Annotated in this window: 12 protein-coding genes; 7 read left to right on the forward strand and 5 right to left on the reverse strand. The window is 70.9% G+C overall.

Translation table 11 applies throughout. The features are described from left to right. Nucleotides 1-7 precede the first annotated feature (7 nt). Nucleotides 8-406: a hypothetical protein gene (locus tag G6O68_RS09915; RefSeq protein ID WP_165247167.1), complete on the forward strand. Its 399-nt coding sequence runs from the start codon at nucleotides 8-10 to the stop codon at nucleotides 404-406. Between the two features lie 278 nt (nucleotides 407-684). On the opposite strand, the gene asnB is transcribed toward G6O68_RS09915, so the two are convergent. After that, on the reverse strand, nucleotides 685-2,613 hold the full coding sequence (gene asnB / locus G6O68_RS09920; protein WP_165247169.1) for an asparagine synthase (glutamine-hydrolyzing): 1,929 nt from the start codon (nucleotides 2,611-2,613) through the stop codon (nucleotides 685-687). Between the two features lie 112 nt (nucleotides 2,614-2,725). Continuing rightward, a complete protein-coding gene (locus G6O68_RS09925) occupies nucleotides 2,726-3,814 on the reverse strand; it encodes a serine hydrolase domain-containing protein (RefSeq protein ID WP_240911122.1) in 1,089 nt (362 codons plus the stop codon). 460 nt (nucleotides 3,815-4,274) lie between these two features. On the opposite strand from G6O68_RS09925, the gene G6O68_RS09930 reads away from it, so the two are divergent. The 4 genes from G6O68_RS09930 to G6O68_RS09945 all read left to right on the forward strand — a co-directional run bounded on the left by G6O68_RS09930 (nucleotide 4,275) and on the right by G6O68_RS09945 (nucleotide 10,728). Next, nucleotides 4,275-5,600, forward strand: a complete 1,326-nt coding sequence (locus G6O68_RS09930) for a neutral/alkaline non-lysosomal ceramidase N-terminal domain-containing protein (protein WP_165247173.1) — start codon at nucleotides 4,275-4,277, stop codon at nucleotides 5,598-5,600. Nucleotides 5,601-5,777: 177 nt separating this feature from the next. After that, nucleotides 5,778-6,530 carry an Npun_F0296 family exosortase-dependent surface protein gene (locus tag G6O68_RS09935; RefSeq protein WP_165247176.1) on the forward strand — a complete coding sequence of 251 codons (753 nt, stop codon included), beginning with the start codon at nucleotides 5,778-5,780 and terminating at the stop codon, nucleotides 6,528-6,530. A gap of 293 nt (nucleotides 6,531-6,823) precedes the next feature. Then, complete coding sequence (locus tag G6O68_RS09940; RefSeq protein WP_165247178.1) at nucleotides 6,824-10,003, forward strand: right-handed parallel beta-helix repeat-containing protein; 3,180 nt, start codon at nucleotides 6,824-6,826, stop codon at nucleotides 10,001-10,003. 77 nt (nucleotides 10,004-10,080) lie between these two features. Continuing rightward, nucleotides 10,081-10,728, forward strand: a complete 648-nt coding sequence (locus G6O68_RS09945) for a hypothetical protein (RefSeq protein ID WP_165247180.1) — start codon at nucleotides 10,081-10,083, stop codon at nucleotides 10,726-10,728. 15 nt (nucleotides 10,729-10,743) lie between these two features. Here the strand turns inward: G6O68_RS09945 and G6O68_RS09950 are convergent, their stop codons facing one another. Together G6O68_RS09950 and glgC are read right to left on the reverse strand one after the other, a co-directional pair. Further along, complete coding sequence (locus G6O68_RS09950) at nucleotides 10,744-11,106, reverse strand: HEAT repeat domain-containing protein (protein ID WP_165247182.1); 363 nt, start codon at nucleotides 11,104-11,106, stop codon at nucleotides 10,744-10,746. 14 nt (nucleotides 11,107-11,120) lie between these two features. After that, on the reverse strand, nucleotides 11,121-12,353 hold the full coding sequence (glgC, locus tag G6O68_RS09955; protein ID WP_165247184.1) for a glucose-1-phosphate adenylyltransferase: 1,233 nt from the start codon (nucleotides 12,351-12,353) through the stop codon (nucleotides 11,121-11,123). 333 nt (nucleotides 12,354-12,686) lie between these two features. Between glgC and G6O68_RS09960 the strand changes: the two genes are divergently transcribed. Next, entirely contained in the window at nucleotides 12,687-14,429 is a 1,743-nt protein-coding gene (locus tag G6O68_RS09960) for an alkaline phosphatase (protein ID WP_165247186.1), read from the forward strand. A gap of 348 nt (nucleotides 14,430-14,777) precedes the next feature. Here G6O68_RS09960 and G6O68_RS09965 read toward each other — a convergent pair whose 3' ends face one another. Continuing rightward, a complete protein-coding gene (locus tag G6O68_RS09965; RefSeq protein WP_165247188.1) occupies nucleotides 14,778-15,170 on the reverse strand; it encodes a hypothetical protein in 393 nt (130 codons plus the stop codon). Nucleotides 15,171-16,272: 1,102 nt separating this feature from the next. Here G6O68_RS09965 and G6O68_RS09970 point away from each other — a divergent pair. After that, nucleotides 16,273-17,136: a hypothetical protein gene (locus G6O68_RS09970; RefSeq protein WP_165247190.1), complete on the forward strand. Its 864-nt coding sequence runs from the start codon at nucleotides 16,273-16,275 to the stop codon at nucleotides 17,134-17,136. Nucleotides 17,137-17,139 lie beyond the last annotated feature (3 nt).

Raw genomic sequence — 17,139 nt, forward strand, 5'->3', positions numbered from 1 at the left:
GCCGACGATGCGACCGGGGCGGATGCGGTTCTCGGTGCGCGGGATGATGCTGGCGGGGATCGTCGTGGCCGTGCTGCTGGGCGGGGTGGCGATCCCCGCCTGGCGGCATATCGAGTACGGCCGCAAGGCCGCGCTGCACGCCGAGGCGGCCCGGCGCTGCCGCCGCCTCGGCGGATTCATCACCCATCATCCGGTCTCGTCCGAGTACGACCTGGCCGTGGGCCCGACCGAGGCTCAGTTGAAGGCCGACGCGGAAGCCCAGGCCGAGGTCGACCGCCAGGGGGCCTGGTATTTCGGCCTCGCCGAACGCCACGAGGCGCTGGCCGCCCGCTACGCCGCGGCCTCCGCCCGCCCGTGGGAAGCCCTGCCGCCCGACCCCGGAAACGTTCCGTTCCCTGACAGGTGAAGCGTCGAGGCATGCTGGAATTCGCATGTCTTCCCTTCCCCCCTGGTGGGGGAAGGTGGCCCGAAGGGCCGGATGAGGGGGGGCACGAGGGCCGGTGGTCTGAAGGGCCTTCCCGAAGCCGCCGGCCGTGCGGGCCGGGCTGCGTACTCCGCAACACGCCGCGTGCGTCCCCCCCTCATCTGACCGCTGCGCGGTCTGTCTTCCCCCGCCAGGGGGGAAGACCGTATCCGACCGAACCCCTACCGGGTCGGAACGGAAGACGCATGGATCCTCTCGTTTCACGAGGCGTCGAGGTACTCGCGCATCCAGAGTTCGAGCATCAGGATCGCCCAGAGGCGGTGGCCGTGTTCGCGGCGGCCGGAGGCGTGCTCGTCGATGAGGGCGCGGAGGCGATCGGGGCGGAAGAGGCCGCGGTCGAGGGTGGTGCGGTCGAGGAGGATCTCGGTCAGCTCGGCGCGCAGCTCGTCGCGGAACCAGCGGCCGACGGGGACGCCGAAGCCCATCTTCCGGCGGGTGCGGATGGGCGCGGGGATCAGGTCGGCGAACGCCCGCTTGAGGACGACCTTGGACCGGCCCGGGCGGATCCGCAGCTTGCGGTCGAGCGGCATCGCCGCCGCCAGCTCGACGACGCGGTGGTCCAAAAACGGCCCCCGGCATTCCAGGCTGTGGGCCATGCTCGCCATGTCCACCTTGAACAGCAGGTCGCCGGGGAGGTACGTGAGGAGGTCGGCGACCATCGCCTGCGTGACGACGTCGCGGCCGCCGGCCTCGGCCAGGGCGCGGTCGAGGACCGACGCCGGGTCGCCCGCGTCGGGGTCGTCCAGCCCCGAGGCGTACGAGGCCAGGCGGTCGAGCTGGTCGTCGGCGTAGAGCGCCAGCCGCTCGGGCTCGTCGAAGGTCGTCATCCAGCCCAGGTAGCGGGCCGAGGCCGTCTCGTCGATCCGCTCGACGACCCGCTCCAGCGCCCGGAGCCGCGACTTGGCCTTGCCCGAGCGCGGCAGGATGCGGGCCGTGGCCTTGCCCAGCCAGCGGGCCCCGGCCGGGAGGCGCTGGAACAGCTCGGTCAGGGCCAGGGCCCGGTAGCGGTCGTAGCCGCCGAACAGCTCGTCGCCGGCGTCGCCGGTGAGGGCGACGGTGACCTCGCGGCGGGTCTCGCGGGCGACGTGCCAGGTCGGCAGGGCCGAGCTGTCGGCGAACGGCTCGTCGAACTGCCGGGCCAGCGCGGGGATCGTCTCCCAGGCGCGGGGCTCGACCCGGAACGTGTGGTGCTCGGTGCCGATCGCCTTCGCGGCGGCCTCGGCGTAGTCCGTCTCGTCGTAGGCGGGGTCGGGGAAGCCGATGGCGAAGGTCTTCACCGGCCGGGCCGACGCGCGCTGCATCAGGCCGACGATGATCGTCGAGTCGACGCCTCCGGAGAGGAACGCGCCCAGCGGCACGTCGGCGATCATCTGCTCGCGGACCGCGTCGTCGAGCGTGGCTCGCAGCTCCTCGGCGTCCTCCTCGAACGGCCGCCGGCGCTCGGCGTTCCAGTCGGGGCTCCAGTAGCGATGGATGCTCAGCCGGCCGTCGCGCCACTCGGCGAAGTGCGCCGGCGGCAGCTTGCGGACCCCTTCGAGGATCGTCCGGGGCTGGGGGACGTATCCAAATGTGAGATATTGATCGAGCGCCACCGGGTCGATCCGGCGCGGGACCTCGGACTCGGGGAGGGCCAGCAGGGCCTTCAGCTCGCTGGCGAAGGTGAGGCGGCCGGCGTGCTCGCGGTAGAGCAACGGCTTCTGGCCCATCCGGTCGCGCCCCAGCAAGAGCGTGCGTCGGGGGGCGTCCCAGATCGCCAGGGCGAACATGCCCCGGAGCAGGCCGAACATCCCGGGGCCCTCGTCCTCATACAGATGGACGAGGGTCTCGGTGTCGCCGGTCGAGCGGAGCGTGTGGCCCTTCGCCTCCAGCCGACGCCGCAGCGCGGGGAAGTTGTAGATCTCGCCGTTGAAGACGGTCCAGATCGTACCGTCCTCGTTGGAGAGGGGCTGATGCCCCCCCGGCAGGTCGACGATCGCCAGCCTGCGGAACCCCAGCGCCGCGTGGGCGTCGCGATGGACGCCCGAGTCGTCGGGCCCGCGATGGACGATCCGGTCCATCATCGCTTCGAGCGCGCCGTCGCCCAGCGTCCGCCCCGGCTCGTTCCAGACCGCCCCGCAGATCCCGCACATGCCGCGCGCCTTTCGCCGAGTCCCGCCCCGCCGCCTCGATCGGACGGCCGGCCTCCAGGATATCAGGCGGAGGCCCGGCCGGCGACTTTCGGGCGGCGACCGCGAGCCCGGCTCATCGCGTCCGAACGACGTCCGCGAGCGCCTTGAAGATCTCGACGGCCACGTGCTCCGGCTGCGTCGAGTTCAGCGCGACGGCGATCGTCGTGCGGGTGGCCGGGTCGTAGAACGTCGCGGCCTGGAAGCCGAAGCCGTCGCCCGAGTGGCCCCACCAACCCTTCAGCTCGCCGACGCCCAGGCCGTACCGCTCGTATTCCGGGCCGTTCGTCGCCGGGGTCGCGAGCCCTTCGCGGAGTTGCAGCAGACGGGGGCCGATCAGGCGGCCGGTCCCCAGCGCCCTCCCCCAGCGCAGGAGGTCGGGCAGGGTCGTGACGATGGCGCCCGACGGCCCGAGCGACGACAGGTTCGCCTGCGGCAGCTCCTCCAGGTCGCCCGTCGCGGGGTCGACCTGGTAAGGGGTCGGCGCCGGCCGCCTGGCGTCGAAGCTCGGGGGGTAGCGGGTGCTGGACAACTCCAGGGGCGCCAGGAGCCAGCCCCCGAGGGCCTGGCCGAGGGGACGCCCCGTGACCTTCTCGACGACCATGCCCAGCAGCACCGTGTTCGTGTTGCTGTAGTCGTACTGTTCTCCCGGCTCGAACACCGGCGATTCGGGCGTCGCCAGGCCGACGAGTTCGGCGTCCGTCCACTGGCGGGCGGGGTCGGCGACGAAGGCCTCGATGAAGGCGGCGACCTGGGTGTAGTTCTTCACGCCGCTCCGCATGCCGGCCAGCTCGGCGAGGGTGATCTGGTCGCCGTTGGGGACGCCCGGCACGTACATGGCGAGGGTGTCGCCCAGCGAGAGCCGGCGCGCCCGCGCCAGCTCCAGGACGACCGTCACGGTGAACGACTTCGTGACGCTGCGGATCTGGAAATGGTCCTGCAGGGTCATCGGCCGCCCGCTGGCGACGTCGGCCAGCCCCCGGGCCGCCAGCCAGGGACGCACGCCCGGCGTCGACACGCCCGCGACGGCCCCCGGGATCCGGTATTCGTCCATCACCCGCCGCAGGGCCCGGTCGAAGGCGTCGACTCGCGTCTGTCGCGTCGATCGCTCGACCGCCGCCTGGAGATTCGGCCGCTGGGCGAAGGCGAGCGCGGTCGTCGACATCACCTCGCGGCGCTCGAGCGAATCGCAGGAGGGGAGGAAGGACCGGCGCCGACGTGAAGACTTGAGCCCTGAACGATCCAACGGCTGATTCACGGGAATCCCTCGCCCCAGGTCCGGTCGGTGATCGACGCGTGCCATTATGACTCACGCCATCCCCGTGGCCCGTCGGCGGGACGATCGACGGAGGCGCGGATTGCAGTCGGCGAGGGTTGTGCCGAATGCGACTGGGGACTCGCGGGAGGACGCCGCACGAGAATGAGTCACGGCCGACCCGCTTGTTGCCCTGCCTCCCCGCGCGGGATAGCTTGACGGAGCCGTCGCCAATCGTCCCTCCCCCTGGTGGGGGAAGGGAAGACATGCCGGCCTCTTGGTACGTCCACCTTGAGGGTCCCCCTCATCGACCGCTTCGCGGTCCTTCCCCACCGGGGGGAAGGAGAATCGACCGGCGCCTGGAGGCGTTATGCGAGCTTCGTGGATTGCGACCGTCGTCCTGTTCCTGGCCTCGGCCCCCCTGCCCGCCCAGACGTTCCGCGCGGGGTTCGGGGAGGTGGACGTCACGCCGCCGGACGGCACGCCGAGGCAGGGCTGGAATTCCAAGCTCACGGGCGAAGGCGTGCTCGACCCGATCTTCGCGCGGGCCGTGGTCTTCGACCGGGGCGAGCCCTTGGCGATCGTCCAGCTCGACGTGGCGCTCGTGAACCAGGGGGACACGAAGGCGATCCGCGCGAAGGTGGAGGCCGATCACGCGATCCCGGGCTCGCGGGTGATGGTCGCGGCGACGCACAACCACGCCGGGCCGGCGGTGATCGACGAGGCCCTGCCCCGCGACGAGAAGTACATCGCCCGACTCGTCGCCGGCGCGGCCGAGGCCGTCGGCCGGGCGCTCGCCGACCGCGAGGAGGCCGAGGTCGCGGTCGGCAAGGCCGTCGAGTGGGACGTCGCCTACAACCGCCGCGTGATCATGCGCGACGGCTCCGCCCGCACCCACGGCTCGTTCCGCGACCCGGACGCCCTCGCCCACGAGAGCCCCATCGACCCCGAGGTCGGCGTCCTGGCCGTCCGGGCGCGCGGCGGGGCGATCAAGGGGGTGCTCGTGAATTTCGCCTGCCATCCCACCCACCACGGCGGCGAGCGGTTCTTCAGCGCGGGCTACCCCGGGGCGCTCGTCCGCGAACTGAAGACGCGAGGCTTCCCGGTCACCCTGTTCCTCCAGGGGGCCGCGGGCGACGTGGCCTACGACGACCCGCGCGGCAAGGCCGACAAGACGATGGAGGCGATCGGCCGGATCCTCGCCGACGACGTGGCGAGGGCCCTCGAAGCGCCGAACTGGACGACCCCCGCGACGCTCGCGGCGGCGTCGACGCGGGTGGCGATCCCCTACCGGACGGTCACGGACGACGACGTGGCGGGCAAGGCCCGGGGGACGCAGCGGTTCGGCGAGCCGGGCTACTACGAGCGGAAGATCCCCGGCCTGCTGGCGATGATGCGCGAGAAGAAGCAGGTCGAGGCCGAGGTCCAGGTCTTCCGCGTGGGCGACCTCGCGCTGGCGGCCCAGCCGAGCGAGTCGTTCACCCGGCACGGCCTGGCGATCAAGGAGGGGGCCGCGCCGGTGCGGACCTTCGTGGTCTGCTACGCCAACGGCATGCTCGGCTACCTGCCGCACGAGGAGGCGTTCGCCCGGGGCGGGTACGAATGCTCCTTCGGCCCCCCCAGCCACATGGCCCCGGAGGCCGGCCGCCTGCTCGCCGAGGCCGCCGTCGCCCTGATCCGGGCGGCCTCGCGCTGACTCCGGGCGACGCGGCCCGAGAATTCTGGCGACGATCGGGGCCCGACCGCCCGGCGTGGCCTAGCCTTCCGATGTGGCTTGTGAAGAGAGTCGACGACGCCGACGCGAGGGCCGACGTGGGCCTTTCCGACCGCCTCGATCGACGACCTTTTGCCCTCGGAAGGACGGTCGGGCTTGATGCGAATGGATCAGATGCGGACTCGGCTCGGGATTGCGACGGCGATGATCCTGGGCCTCGGCATGGGCGCGCGGACGGCCTCGGCGGGACTCTCGCTCACCGTCGAGCCGCCGGGTGCCCAGCGGACCTCGGTCTCCGGCGTGACGACCGAAGACTTCGACGGCTTCACCACCGGCTGGCGGCCGTCGCTGACGACAGCCGTCGGGACCATCTCCGGCGACAACCTGCGCATCCTGGCCGCCGACCAGTACGGCGGCGAGGGGGGCGGGGGGAACTACCTGGCGGTGGGCGGCAACGGCCCCGTGACCCTGGATTTCGGCTCGCCTCAGGCCTACTTCGGATTCTGGTGGTCGGCCGCCGACCCCAGCAACGCGTTCGAGATCTACTCGGGCTCGACGCTGCTGGGCCGGTTCGATCCGGCCACGGCTCTGGAGGCGCTTTCGTACGAGTACAAGGGGAACCCGAATGATGAGTTCCTCGGCTGGAACTACGGCGAGAAGTACGCCTACCTGAATTTCTTCGGCACCGAGGGGACGACCTTCGACCGGGTCGTCTTCATGAACCCCAACAGCGGGAGCCTGCTGGAACTCGACTCGTTCAGCATCCGGGCGACGGCCGTCCCCGAGATCCCGGGCGAGGTGATCCCGGGCGTCGGGGCGGTTCCCGAACCCTCCTCGTTCGCGATGGCCGGGGCGTCCGTCCTGGCCGCCGCGGCCCTCGCCGCCCGCCGGCGGTCTCACCGGGCCGGCTGACCCGCGCCGAGACGTCCACCCTCCCAGACGCCGCGACGGGGCCCTCGTAGGCCCCGTCGCGGCGCCTCCACGCGCCCGCCCGACCGCCGGCCGGCGGTTTGACACCCCCGGGGGGTGACCTAGTTTCTTCATAGAAGAAGCAAGGGGTCTGAAGCCCGGAAAGGCACGCCCTCGGTTCGAGTCACGCCGTCTCGCCCTCCCCCTCCCATTCGAACGGTCGGCCACCCTGGCCGTCGACAGTCCGGACGGCCCCAGGCGGGCCGGCCCGTCGCCGAGGCAGGTGGAACGGTGACATGTTGAACATCACTCGCATCAGGAATCGTCGAAGCCTTGAGTCCCTGCGGCGCGGCCCTCCCGAGAGGCGGGCGGGACGCCGGACGGCGCGGACCAGGCGGCGCCGCTCCGTCGAGGGCCTGGAGGCGCGGGCCCTGCTGTCCGCCCTATTCGTCGACGACGACTGGACCGGCCGGCCGAACGGCGCCGACGTGGGCGGCGGCCGGGTCATCGGCACGAACGCCTTCGCGACGATCCCGGCCGCGATCACCAGGGCCGCCAACGGCGACGACGTTCAGATCGCCGAGGGGAACTACACCGGCGCGGTGTCGATCTCCAAGTGCCTGAGCCTCGTCGGCGCCGGTCCCGGCCTGGTCACGCTCGACGTCTCGGGCGTCGCGACCAATTACGGCGTGAGCATCGGGGCGTCGGACGTCGGCCTGAGCGGCGTGACGATCGTCGGGTCGACGACCAACGTCAAGCTGCGCTACGGGATCTACGCCAGCGGCCGTTCCAACCTGACCCTGGAAAACCTGGTCGTTCATGGGATGCCCAGCTCGGGCGTGAACCTCAACGGCACGACCGACGTCACGATCGCGGGGGTGACCTCGCGCGACAACAACGGGGCGGGCATCTTCCTCACCGACGTCAAGCGGGCGACGCTCACGGACGTGGCGACCTCGGGGAACGTCTGGACCGGCCTGGCTTTCTCGACGGCCGGGCGGTATCACCCGATCGGCGTCGAGGGCGTGGTGGTCGCCGGCGCCAGCACGTTCGGCGAGGTCGCCGCGGCCAACGGCGGCGTCATGTTCGAGGAGTCGTCCTGGGACGGCACGGCCTACGACCCGACGAATCCCCACCCGATCACGTTCAGCACCGACCCGGCCGACGAGGCCGACGTGACGTTCTCCATGACCATCCCCCTGGGCTTCGTCCTCTCGGGCCCGCAGGACGAAGCCTGGTCGGTGCGCCGGCGGTTCTACGAGACGCTCGCGCAGGGGCTCGACGCGGCGGCCGGCTCGCCCGACCACTACCTGGCCCGCGATCGCACCCTGGCGACCGTGGGCGCGTTCGACGCGGCCCGGACGTTCACGGTCGGATCCTTCGGGACGATGAGCATCCAGGCGGCGATCGACGCGGCCTCGGCCGGCGACGCGGTGCAGGTTCGGGCCGGGACGTACGTCGAGAATCCGGCGATCGACGGGGCGATCGTGCTGGAACGGGTCGGCGACGGGGACGCGACGCTCCAGCCGGCGTCGGGCGCGGCGGTGTCGATCACCGGCCTCGGCGCGGCGGTGCGAGGGTCCCACATCGCGGCCGGCGATCGGGGCGTGCAACTCCACGGCGTGGTCGGCGGCGTCGTCCTGGAAGACCTGGTGATCACCGGGACCACGGTGGGGATCGAGTCGGTCGCCGGCGCGACGCTCTCGGGCCTTTCGGTGCGGTCCGGCGTGATCGCTTCGAACGGGACGGGCCTGCTGATCGGGGAGGGTGCGGAGGGGGTGTCGATCCGCTGGAGCCGGATCGTCGGCAATACGACATCGGCGCTGACGAACCTCTCGGCCTCCCCGGTGGACGCGGCGTCCAACTGGTGGGGGTCGAACACCGGCCCCGGCGCGGCGGCCTCCGGCCTCGTGACCTCGGCCCCCTACATGGTCCTGAGGATCGCGAATCCCGGTCCGCTGCTCGTCGGCGGGTCCGCCTCGGTCGCGGTCGACCTGACGCACGATGCGGCCGGCCAGGACGTCTCGGGCCTCGGCCGCATCCCCGGCCTGCCGCCGGTGCAGCTCGGGGCCTCGCTCGGATCGTTCGCCCCGGGCTCGTTCGCGCTGGTGAACGGCGTCGGCTCCGCGCTCTTCTCGGCCGGGCTGACTCCCGGCCTGGCGAACCTGACGGCGTCGGTCGACGGCGCGACGGCCAGGGCCACGGTGGGCGTCCTGAGCCCGCCCTTGTTCCTGGGCGGCCCCGCGTTCGCCGATCGGGGCTCGGCCTACACGCTGGTCCTCTCGGGCGCCGCCTCGCAGTGGTGGATCGACTGGGGCGACGGCGACGTCGAGGCGATCGCCGGCCCGGCGACCTCGGCGAGCCACGTCTACCTCGGCGCTCCGGGCTCTTACGCGATCTCGGCCACGGCCCAGACGCCCCAGGGGATCTACGAGGTGCGGAACGCCGTCCCCGTGACCCTGCGGAACGTGGCGCCGACCGTCGCGATCGCCGACGCCCCCGGCTCGCTCGACCAGGGCGGCTCGCCGCCGGGCCGTCGCGAGCGGCCCCGGCGGCGATCCGCTGACCTACGCCTGGGTCGCGACCCGCGACGGCGAGATCGTCGCCACCGGCGACCGGGAGACGTTCACCTTCGCGCCGGTCGTCCCCGGATCGTACGTCCTGCGGGTCGTCGCGAGCGACCCCTACGGGGCGACGGCCGATGCCTCGCAGGGGGTGGCGGTCCGGAACGTGGGGCCGACGGTCGTCATCCCGCCGGTCCCGGCTCAGGTCGACCCGGCCTCGGCGTTGACGCTCGCCGTCCAGGCGACCGATCCGAACCCGGGGGCCGTGCTTTCTTATTCGTGGACGGTCCGGCGCAACGGCATGGTGGTCGCGATCGGCGACCGGGCCGTCCTGGAATTCACGCCGGGCTTCCCCGGGGCGTACGAGGCGGTGGTCGAGGTCTCCGATGGCGAGGGGGGTGTGGCGAGCCGATCGGTCGCCTTCGCGGCCGTCTCCGCGACGGTGCCCGCCGCCGTGGAGTCGAGCGTGGAAGCCCTGGTGACCCGGACCGACGCCGTGGTCCAGGAGCAGCAGGCCCGCCTGGCCGCGATGTCGGATCAGTACGGCCCGAACCCGCCGCCCACCATCCAGCGGGCCATGCAGCGGATTGTCCAGTCGACGGCCCGCCTCCAGGTCCTGACCGCCCGCCGCGTTTCCGCCATCCAACGCGCGTTCAGCCGGATGTCACGACGCTGAGCCGGCCCTCGTATCGAAGTCCGAAGGCCCGCGTCCGACCTCGTCGGCGCGGGCCGCGTCCTTTCGCTTCGAGGTCCGCCGGCGGCGGGGGTCGCGGCGCGTCGGCGGACCTGGTCGGATTCTCGTCGAATCCTGCCGTTCCGAACACCGTCGCTCGCGCCGCGCCCCACGCCGCCGGCGGGACGCCCGACGAGGGAGGAGGGGCAGCCTGGGCGTCGAGTATCGACATTTCCTGATCCCGAGAGACCCCGCGTTTCGGCCCGGGCCCGAAGTCTCGGCCCGGCTCGTCGCCGCCCTGGTGGACGCCGGGTTCGTGCCGCCCGCCGACGCGCCCGAGGGGGGCTGCGTCCTGCACGCCCCCGAGGGCGGGCGCCCGTGGCCCGGCGTCCTCCCCGCGACGCTCGACGAGGAGGATGTCCGCCTCGTCTGGACCGTCGAGCGCCTGGGCGTCTCGGGGCTCAGGGACCCGTTCGACCGGCCCCCCGGCGGCGGCGATCCGTACTATGACTTCGAGATCCATCTCGCGGGCGATTACGTCTATCCGCTGTCGGAGTCGATCGAGCCCTTCCCGGACGTCGCCAGCGCCTGCGGCCGCCACCTTGTATACGAGGCCGAGGACGGCTCGCCCTTCGCCTTCACCTCGCGGATCGCTCGCGTCTGCCCCGATTGCGGCTCGCGGTTTCGGCCGCTCGACCACGTCGCCCGGGTGACGGAGGTCGCGACCGGCGAGGCGGCTCACCGCCCCGGCGGCGTGGCGTATCGGTTCGCCCTGGTCGTCGATAGCGGCAAGGCGATCCCGTTCGCCCCCCCGGCCGCGCCCGGCGCGTGGCGTCGACTCGTCGGCCGGTTTCGCGGCGAGCGGGCCCCCCGCCCTCGACCCGTCCGGGTGGTCGAGGAGCTGTCGGGCCTGCTGACCGACGTGCTCGGCCGTCCGTTCGACCAGATCGGGACCTATTCTTAGAGCCCGCCGCAGCGATCAATGGTCGCCCCCGAGTCGGCTGAGGGCGAAACGAGCGTTCTGGCGAACCCACTCGGACTCATGGTTCATCAAGGTTTTCAACGCCGGCGCGGCCCGCCTCGTCCCCAACCGGCCGAGAGCCTGGGCGACCTCGCCGAGGATCGGACCTTTCTCGGAACCCAGAATGTCGACCAGCTTCTCCTCGGCCTTCGGCCCGCCGATGCGGCCCAACGCCCGGACGATATGACGCTTGTTCTCGTACGATTCGAGGTCGAATCGCGCCAGGAGTTGCGGCAGCATGCCGGCGTCGGCCGAGCGGGACGCGTCGATGATCTTCCAACGTCGACGATCCTCGTCTCCCTTGTGCAGGCGACCCGTCATCGATCGACCCTCCGCTACACGAACCGTTCGAGGTCCTCGTCCTTGGAGACGACGGTGACCCCCTCGGGGGTGATGCTGAAGCCGTGTTCGAGGTCGAGCGCCCGGTCCCAGCCGATGGTGAAGTCGGGGGGGACGCGCACGTACTTGTCGACGATGGCGCGGCGGATCCGGGCGTGGCGGCCGACGTCGACGCCTTCGAAGAGGATCGAATCCTCCACGAGCGAGTAGCTGTGGACGCGCACCCCGGGCGAGAGGATGCTCCGGTAGACCTGCCCCCCCGAGACGATCACCCCCTGGCAGACGATCGAGCCGTAGGCCGAGCCGCTGCGGCCGGGGTCGGTGTGGACGAACTTGGGCGGGGGGGACGCGGGCTGGTAGGTGTGGATGGGCCAGTCGCGGTCGTACAGGTTGAGGATCGGGTCGACCGCGATCAGGTCCATGCTGGTTTGGAAGTAGGCGTCGACCGTGCCGACGTCGCGCCAGTAGGCGGCGGTCTTGCGGTTCTCGTCGCGGAACGGGTAGGCGAGCACGCGCATGCCGTCCTCGACCATGCGGGGGATCACGTCGCGGCCGAAGTCGTGGCCGCTGGCCTCCTTCCGCGCGGCGTCCTGGAACAGCAATTCATACATGACGTCGGTGTTGAAGACGTAGATTCCCATCGAGGCCAGCGCCTGGTCGGGGCTGCCGGGGATGGTGGGGGGGTCGCGGGGCTTCTCGACGAAGCGGGTGATCCGGCCTTCGGCGTCGGTCCCCATCACGCCGAACTCGCGCGCGGCGGCCAGCGACGAGGGCTGGCAGGCGACGGTCAGGTCGGCCTTGCGCTCGCGGTGGAAGTCGATCATGCGGGCGTAGTTCATCTTATAGATGTGGTCGCCGGCGAGGATGATGGTGTCGCGGGGCGCGGCCTTCTCGATCGTGTAGACGTTCTGATAGATGGCGTCGGCCGTCCCCTGATACCACGTCTCGGCGATCCGCTGCTGGGGAGGGATCACCTCGATGTACTCGTCCAGCTCGCGGCAGAGGAAGTTCCAGCCCTGGTCGATGTGGCGGTTGAGGCTGGTGGCCTTATACTGGGTGAGCACCAGGATGCGGCGGATGTCGGAATTGATGCAGTTCGACAGGGTGAAGTCGATGATCCGGTAGACGCCCCCGAACGGCACCGCGGGCTTGGCCCGGTCCCGCGTCAGGGGGTCCAGGCGCGACCCCCGCCCGCCCGCCAGCACGATCGCCAGGACGTCGCGATACACCGGCCCGCCTCCGCTCGTACTCGCCCCGCCGATGAGCGGCGGGCGCCTCGCACCCCCCATTGTGACCGAGCCGGGGCCCCGATCCAACCGCCGACCGGCCGAGGTTCCCCCGCGCCGGGCGCTGCGGGACCGGCCGCCGATGCGTTAGACTGGTCGTCCGACCCTCGGGGCGGGCGGCCGCCCCTGCTCCGAAGGTTCACCGACACTCCCCCGAATCTTCTCCGGACTCCCGTATCCTGGACGGGAGGCCGGACGCCCCGCCGACGCCGGCGCGTGGCCGGCGTCCCGCGCGGGACGCCCAGGGAATCGCTGACTCGAAAGGCTCGAAGCTTGATGATCCGACACGCATCTCGACCCGTTCGCGCGGCCGCCGCCTCGCTCGCGGCGGCCCTCCTGGCCTGGGGGCAGCCCGGCCCGGCCCGCGCCGAGGACCGCCTGAAGGAGCTGCAGACGGAGTATTCGCTCACCGCCGGCGAGAAGCGCGATCGCGTCTACCACTTCGGCTCGCAGGGGCCCGGCGACGTCTTCTCGAACCACGGCAGCCACTCCAACCGCCAGATCCCCGTCTACACCTGGGGCAGGAAGGCCGACCTCGGCCTCATCATGGGCGCCGCCAGCAGCTACCGCGACCCGGAGAGGCTCAAGGCCATCTACGGCTACGTCCCCGAGAACACCGTCAACCCCGAGGCCGAGTACGCCGACCAGAGCGACATCCGCAAGGTCCTCGAATCGGCCGCCGCGAAGGGCGCCAAGCATATCTTCATCGTCTGGTTCGACGGCATGGACTGGCCCACCACCCAGGCCGCCGCCATCGTCAAGTCGAACAAGGTCTACACCGAGGGCAAGGGCTCCGGCCTGATCTTCCAGGACTACGCGGCCGAGGGCTCCAACCCGCAGTACGGCTACGTCGTCACCAGCCCGACCCACGACAAGAGCACGCTCGACGTCGACGCCCAGACCGTGAAGATCCCCGAGTCCAGCATGAGGGGGGGGTACGACGTCCAGATCGCCGGCCCCAACCCCTGGACCCCCGGCCCGCTCGGGTCGCAGGCGCCCGGCTACTTCAAGGGCCAGTCGGCCAGCGACGCCGACCGCGAGGGGGTCAAGGCCGTCGGCCGGGTGCTGCACGCCTACACCGACTCCTCCCAGAGCGCCGCCGAGATCGTCAGCGGGGTCAAGTCGTACAACAGCAGCGTCAACATGACCGACGACGGCCGGCCGGCGCCGACCCTCTTCCACGACCTCCAGGCCAAGGGCTGGAAGACGGGCGTGGTCACCAGCGTCCCCTTCCCCCACGCCTCGCCCGCCGGCATGTACGCGCAGAACGTCTACCGCGACGATTATCAGGACCTCGCCCGGACCATGCTGGGCATCCCCAGCGTCGTCCAGGAGGCCCTCGGCGCGCCGCTCCATCCCGGCCTCGACGTGATCATCGGCATGGGCTACAACGTGATGATGGAGCCCCAGCACTTCAAGCGGCAGGGCAAGAACTCGGTCGACGGCCACCTGTGCATCGCAGAGCCCGACCGCGCCGCCATCAACGTCAAGAACGGCGGCAAGTACACGGTCGTCGAGACCAAGCTGGGCACCAACGGCGGCGAGGCCCTCCGGCGCGCCGCCGAGGAGGCCGCCCGCATCGGCTCCCGCCTGTTCGGCTTCTTCGGCGAGAAGGGGCTGGACCACCTCCCCTACCGCACCGCCGACGGCAACTTCGACCCCGCGCCCGACCCGGTGAAGCTGGGCAAGGAGGCGGTCGCCGAGACCTACACCAAGGAAGAGCTGGACTCCCAGCCGACCCTCGCCCAGATGACCGACGCCGCGCTGACCGTGCTGGCCGAGCCCGACCGGAAGTTCATCCTGTTCGTCGAGTCCGGCGACGTCGACTTCGCGCTCCACGCCAACAACCTGGACAACGCCGTGGGCGCCGTCTACAGCGGCGAGGACGCGATCGCGCGGATCATCCGCTGGGTCGAGACCCGGAGCAACTGGGACGACTCCGTCCTCGTCGTCTCGTCCGACCACGGCCACTACCTCGTCCTCGACCGCCCCGAGGGCCTGCTCTCCCCCGGCCGCTGAGCCCGGGCCCATCCTTGCAACCCATACCCACGACGGCCGTCGCGACCCCCGCGGCGGCCGTCCCCTTGCGCCGGACGCGCCGAGGGATCCCGCGCAATGCACCGGTCGAATCGTGAATTGATGCGAGATTGCCGACGATGCGAATCCGGTCGAAAGCGCGCGGAGTTTCCGGGCGGATCGGATCGATGAACGATCCGCACGCGAGCGCAATCCAACGCGTGGCGATATGTCCTGGAAGCCGCGGACGCCGTGCGACGAGGTGTGCGCCGGGAGACGGAGGGGCGAAGCGTCGCGCCCGGCCCGGAGGGGTCGTGGACCCGTCGGGCCGGGGCGGGGGCGAGGTCGGGATCAGGAGAGCAGTTCGGCGAGCTTCTTGACGTTCTCGACGCCGACCTTGGCGACCAGCGGCTTCAGCGCGCGCAGCGCGTCGATCAGGTCGGCCTCGCCCGCGGGCGAGATCCGGGGGGGCGCGAGGTAGCCCTCGATGGAGCGGCGGCCCCGACGGGGGGCCTCGCCGGCCTTGCGACGGGTCTGCGACTTGTACGCCGAGATCTGCTGGCGGGGGATCTCCTTGCCGTAATGCTCGCGGACGAACCCGTCGATGGCGTCGATCTCCTCATGCCCCGCGGACAGTGCGTTGCGCACGGCCTGGGCGTTGGAGATCGTCGCGCCCTCGGCCGGGGCGGTCGATTCCTCGGGCGTCTCGGGCTCGAGGATGGGAGACTTGGACTTGCGGCTCATCGGCGGCTCCGTGGGGGAAGGTCGTTCGGGATCGGATCATCGTCCGAAGCTGCGCAGCCGAATCGGGCGTCGCTCCATCGAAGAACGCCCGTCCGGCCTGGCTTGTATTTCTTGATAATTCATAGGCTATCCGGATCTCAGCCCGAATTCAATATAGGCCCTTGCGCGCGAATCCCCGATTTCGGGCCGCGCGACCGCATCGCGCGGCCTCTCCGGAGCGGTCTTCGCGCGAAGTTATTGATACGAATCCCTTCGGATTCATGGCGTCACGCTCGCGATTGCGGCTATGCAAGGCAAGGACGCCGGGGCGATGATCCGGCGACGTCGCAAGCCCGGCGGCCGCGGCGAAGGCCGTCGCCTCGCGCGGTGAGTCCGGAAAACGAATGAATTCGTGTTTAGCGACCGAAAAGGCGACGAATCCGCATCGCTCGCGGTCGGTCTTTGGCACGCGTCGAGGTGCCTGCAAAGGGCCCTCGGTGGCGGCGCGAAAAGGTGCCGCGGCCGCTGAATCCTGCGGCGAGAGCATATTGCGTGGGGAAGGCGCAGGACCGATTCGAGCCGACGAGGGAGGAGCTGGGAAACAAGGTGTTCATTTTTTAAGACGGTTTCCGTGTGTTATGACCCGGAAGATTGACAGAGTCTTTCAGTCTAGTTAAGTTTCGGACGTCGATGCTCGCTTAGGGGCATTGAGCCGATCTTGGGAGCATCATCCCGCGACGTTCGCGGGGTGATTTCCCTTCTCCTTCTCTCTCATTGCCGGACCGACCTGCTCTTCCCAGACAGAGGCGACCCACCGCGCTCTCGATTCGTACGATGAAGCGCGATGCGGGCCGACCTGTCGACGCCCCGGCCCCGACCCCCGGTCGGCCCCGGCGTCCCCACAACTCCCGAGCCCGGCGAGCCTCCGCGCCCGCCTCGGCGGACGATCCCGGTTTCGCGGGAGTCGTCGTCGTCCCACGGACGCGAGACGCGGCCCGGCCGCCCCCTCGCGCCTGCCGGTTTACGGCCTTGCCGGGCGGCTCCCCCGCCCGGCCGGGGCTGGGAAGGGATTCCTCGACTTCCGATCCACCATCCCCACCAAGACTTCCGCAGGATGAATTCCATGACCCAAGCGTTCTTCGCGCCTCGACGTTTCGGCCTGGCCGCTTCGCTCCTCGTGCTGGCCGGACTCTCGTCCGCCCCGGCGTTCGGCGGCGAGATCACGCTCAGCGACGGCAACTCCACGGCCGTCATCAACACCCAGTCCCAGGCGGGCATGCACACCTGGAACGTCGACGGCGTCGACCAGATGTATCAGCAATGGTTCTGGATCCGGGTGGGCAACCAGGCCGAGACCTCGATCGACCAGGCCTGGGTGAGCGACAACGTCAGCGACGTCAACGGCAACGGCCAGAACGACACGCTGTTCGCCACCTTCCAGAACGCGCTCTGGCGGGTCACGGTCCAGTTCGCGCTCACCGGCGGGACCCTCGGCAGCAGGATCTCCGACATGGCCGAGACGATCCGCGTCACGAACATCTCGGGCCGGGCGCTGGACTTCAGCTTCTTCCAGTACACCGACTTCGACCTGAACGGCTCGCCCGGCGGCGACGCCGGCGTCCACGTCAACGCGAACACGTTCCGCCAGACCGACACAGCGGGCGGCACGGTGGCCCAAGAAGTCGCGCTGCCGACCCCCTCGCGTTGGGAGATGGGCCCCTTCGCCACCATCCTGGACAAGCTGAACGACGGCGCGGCCACCAACCTGTCGAACGGCGTCAGCCCGACGTTCGGCGACGTGACCTTCGCCTTCCAGTGGGACTTCCGCCTCGCCAACGGCGGCTCGTTCATCATCAGCAAGGACAAGCTGATCACGGCGGTCCCCGAGCCCGCGAGCGTCGTGAGCCTGGGCTTCGGCCTGTTCGCGATCGCGGCCGGCGGCCTGAAGCGGCTGGCGGCCTCGCGCGGCGCCCGTCGTCCGGCCTGATCG

This window comes from Paludisphaera soli, from assembly GCF_011064595.1.
GTDB classification, from domain to species: Bacteria; Planctomycetota; Planctomycetia; order Isosphaerales; family Isosphaeraceae; genus Paludisphaera; species Paludisphaera soli.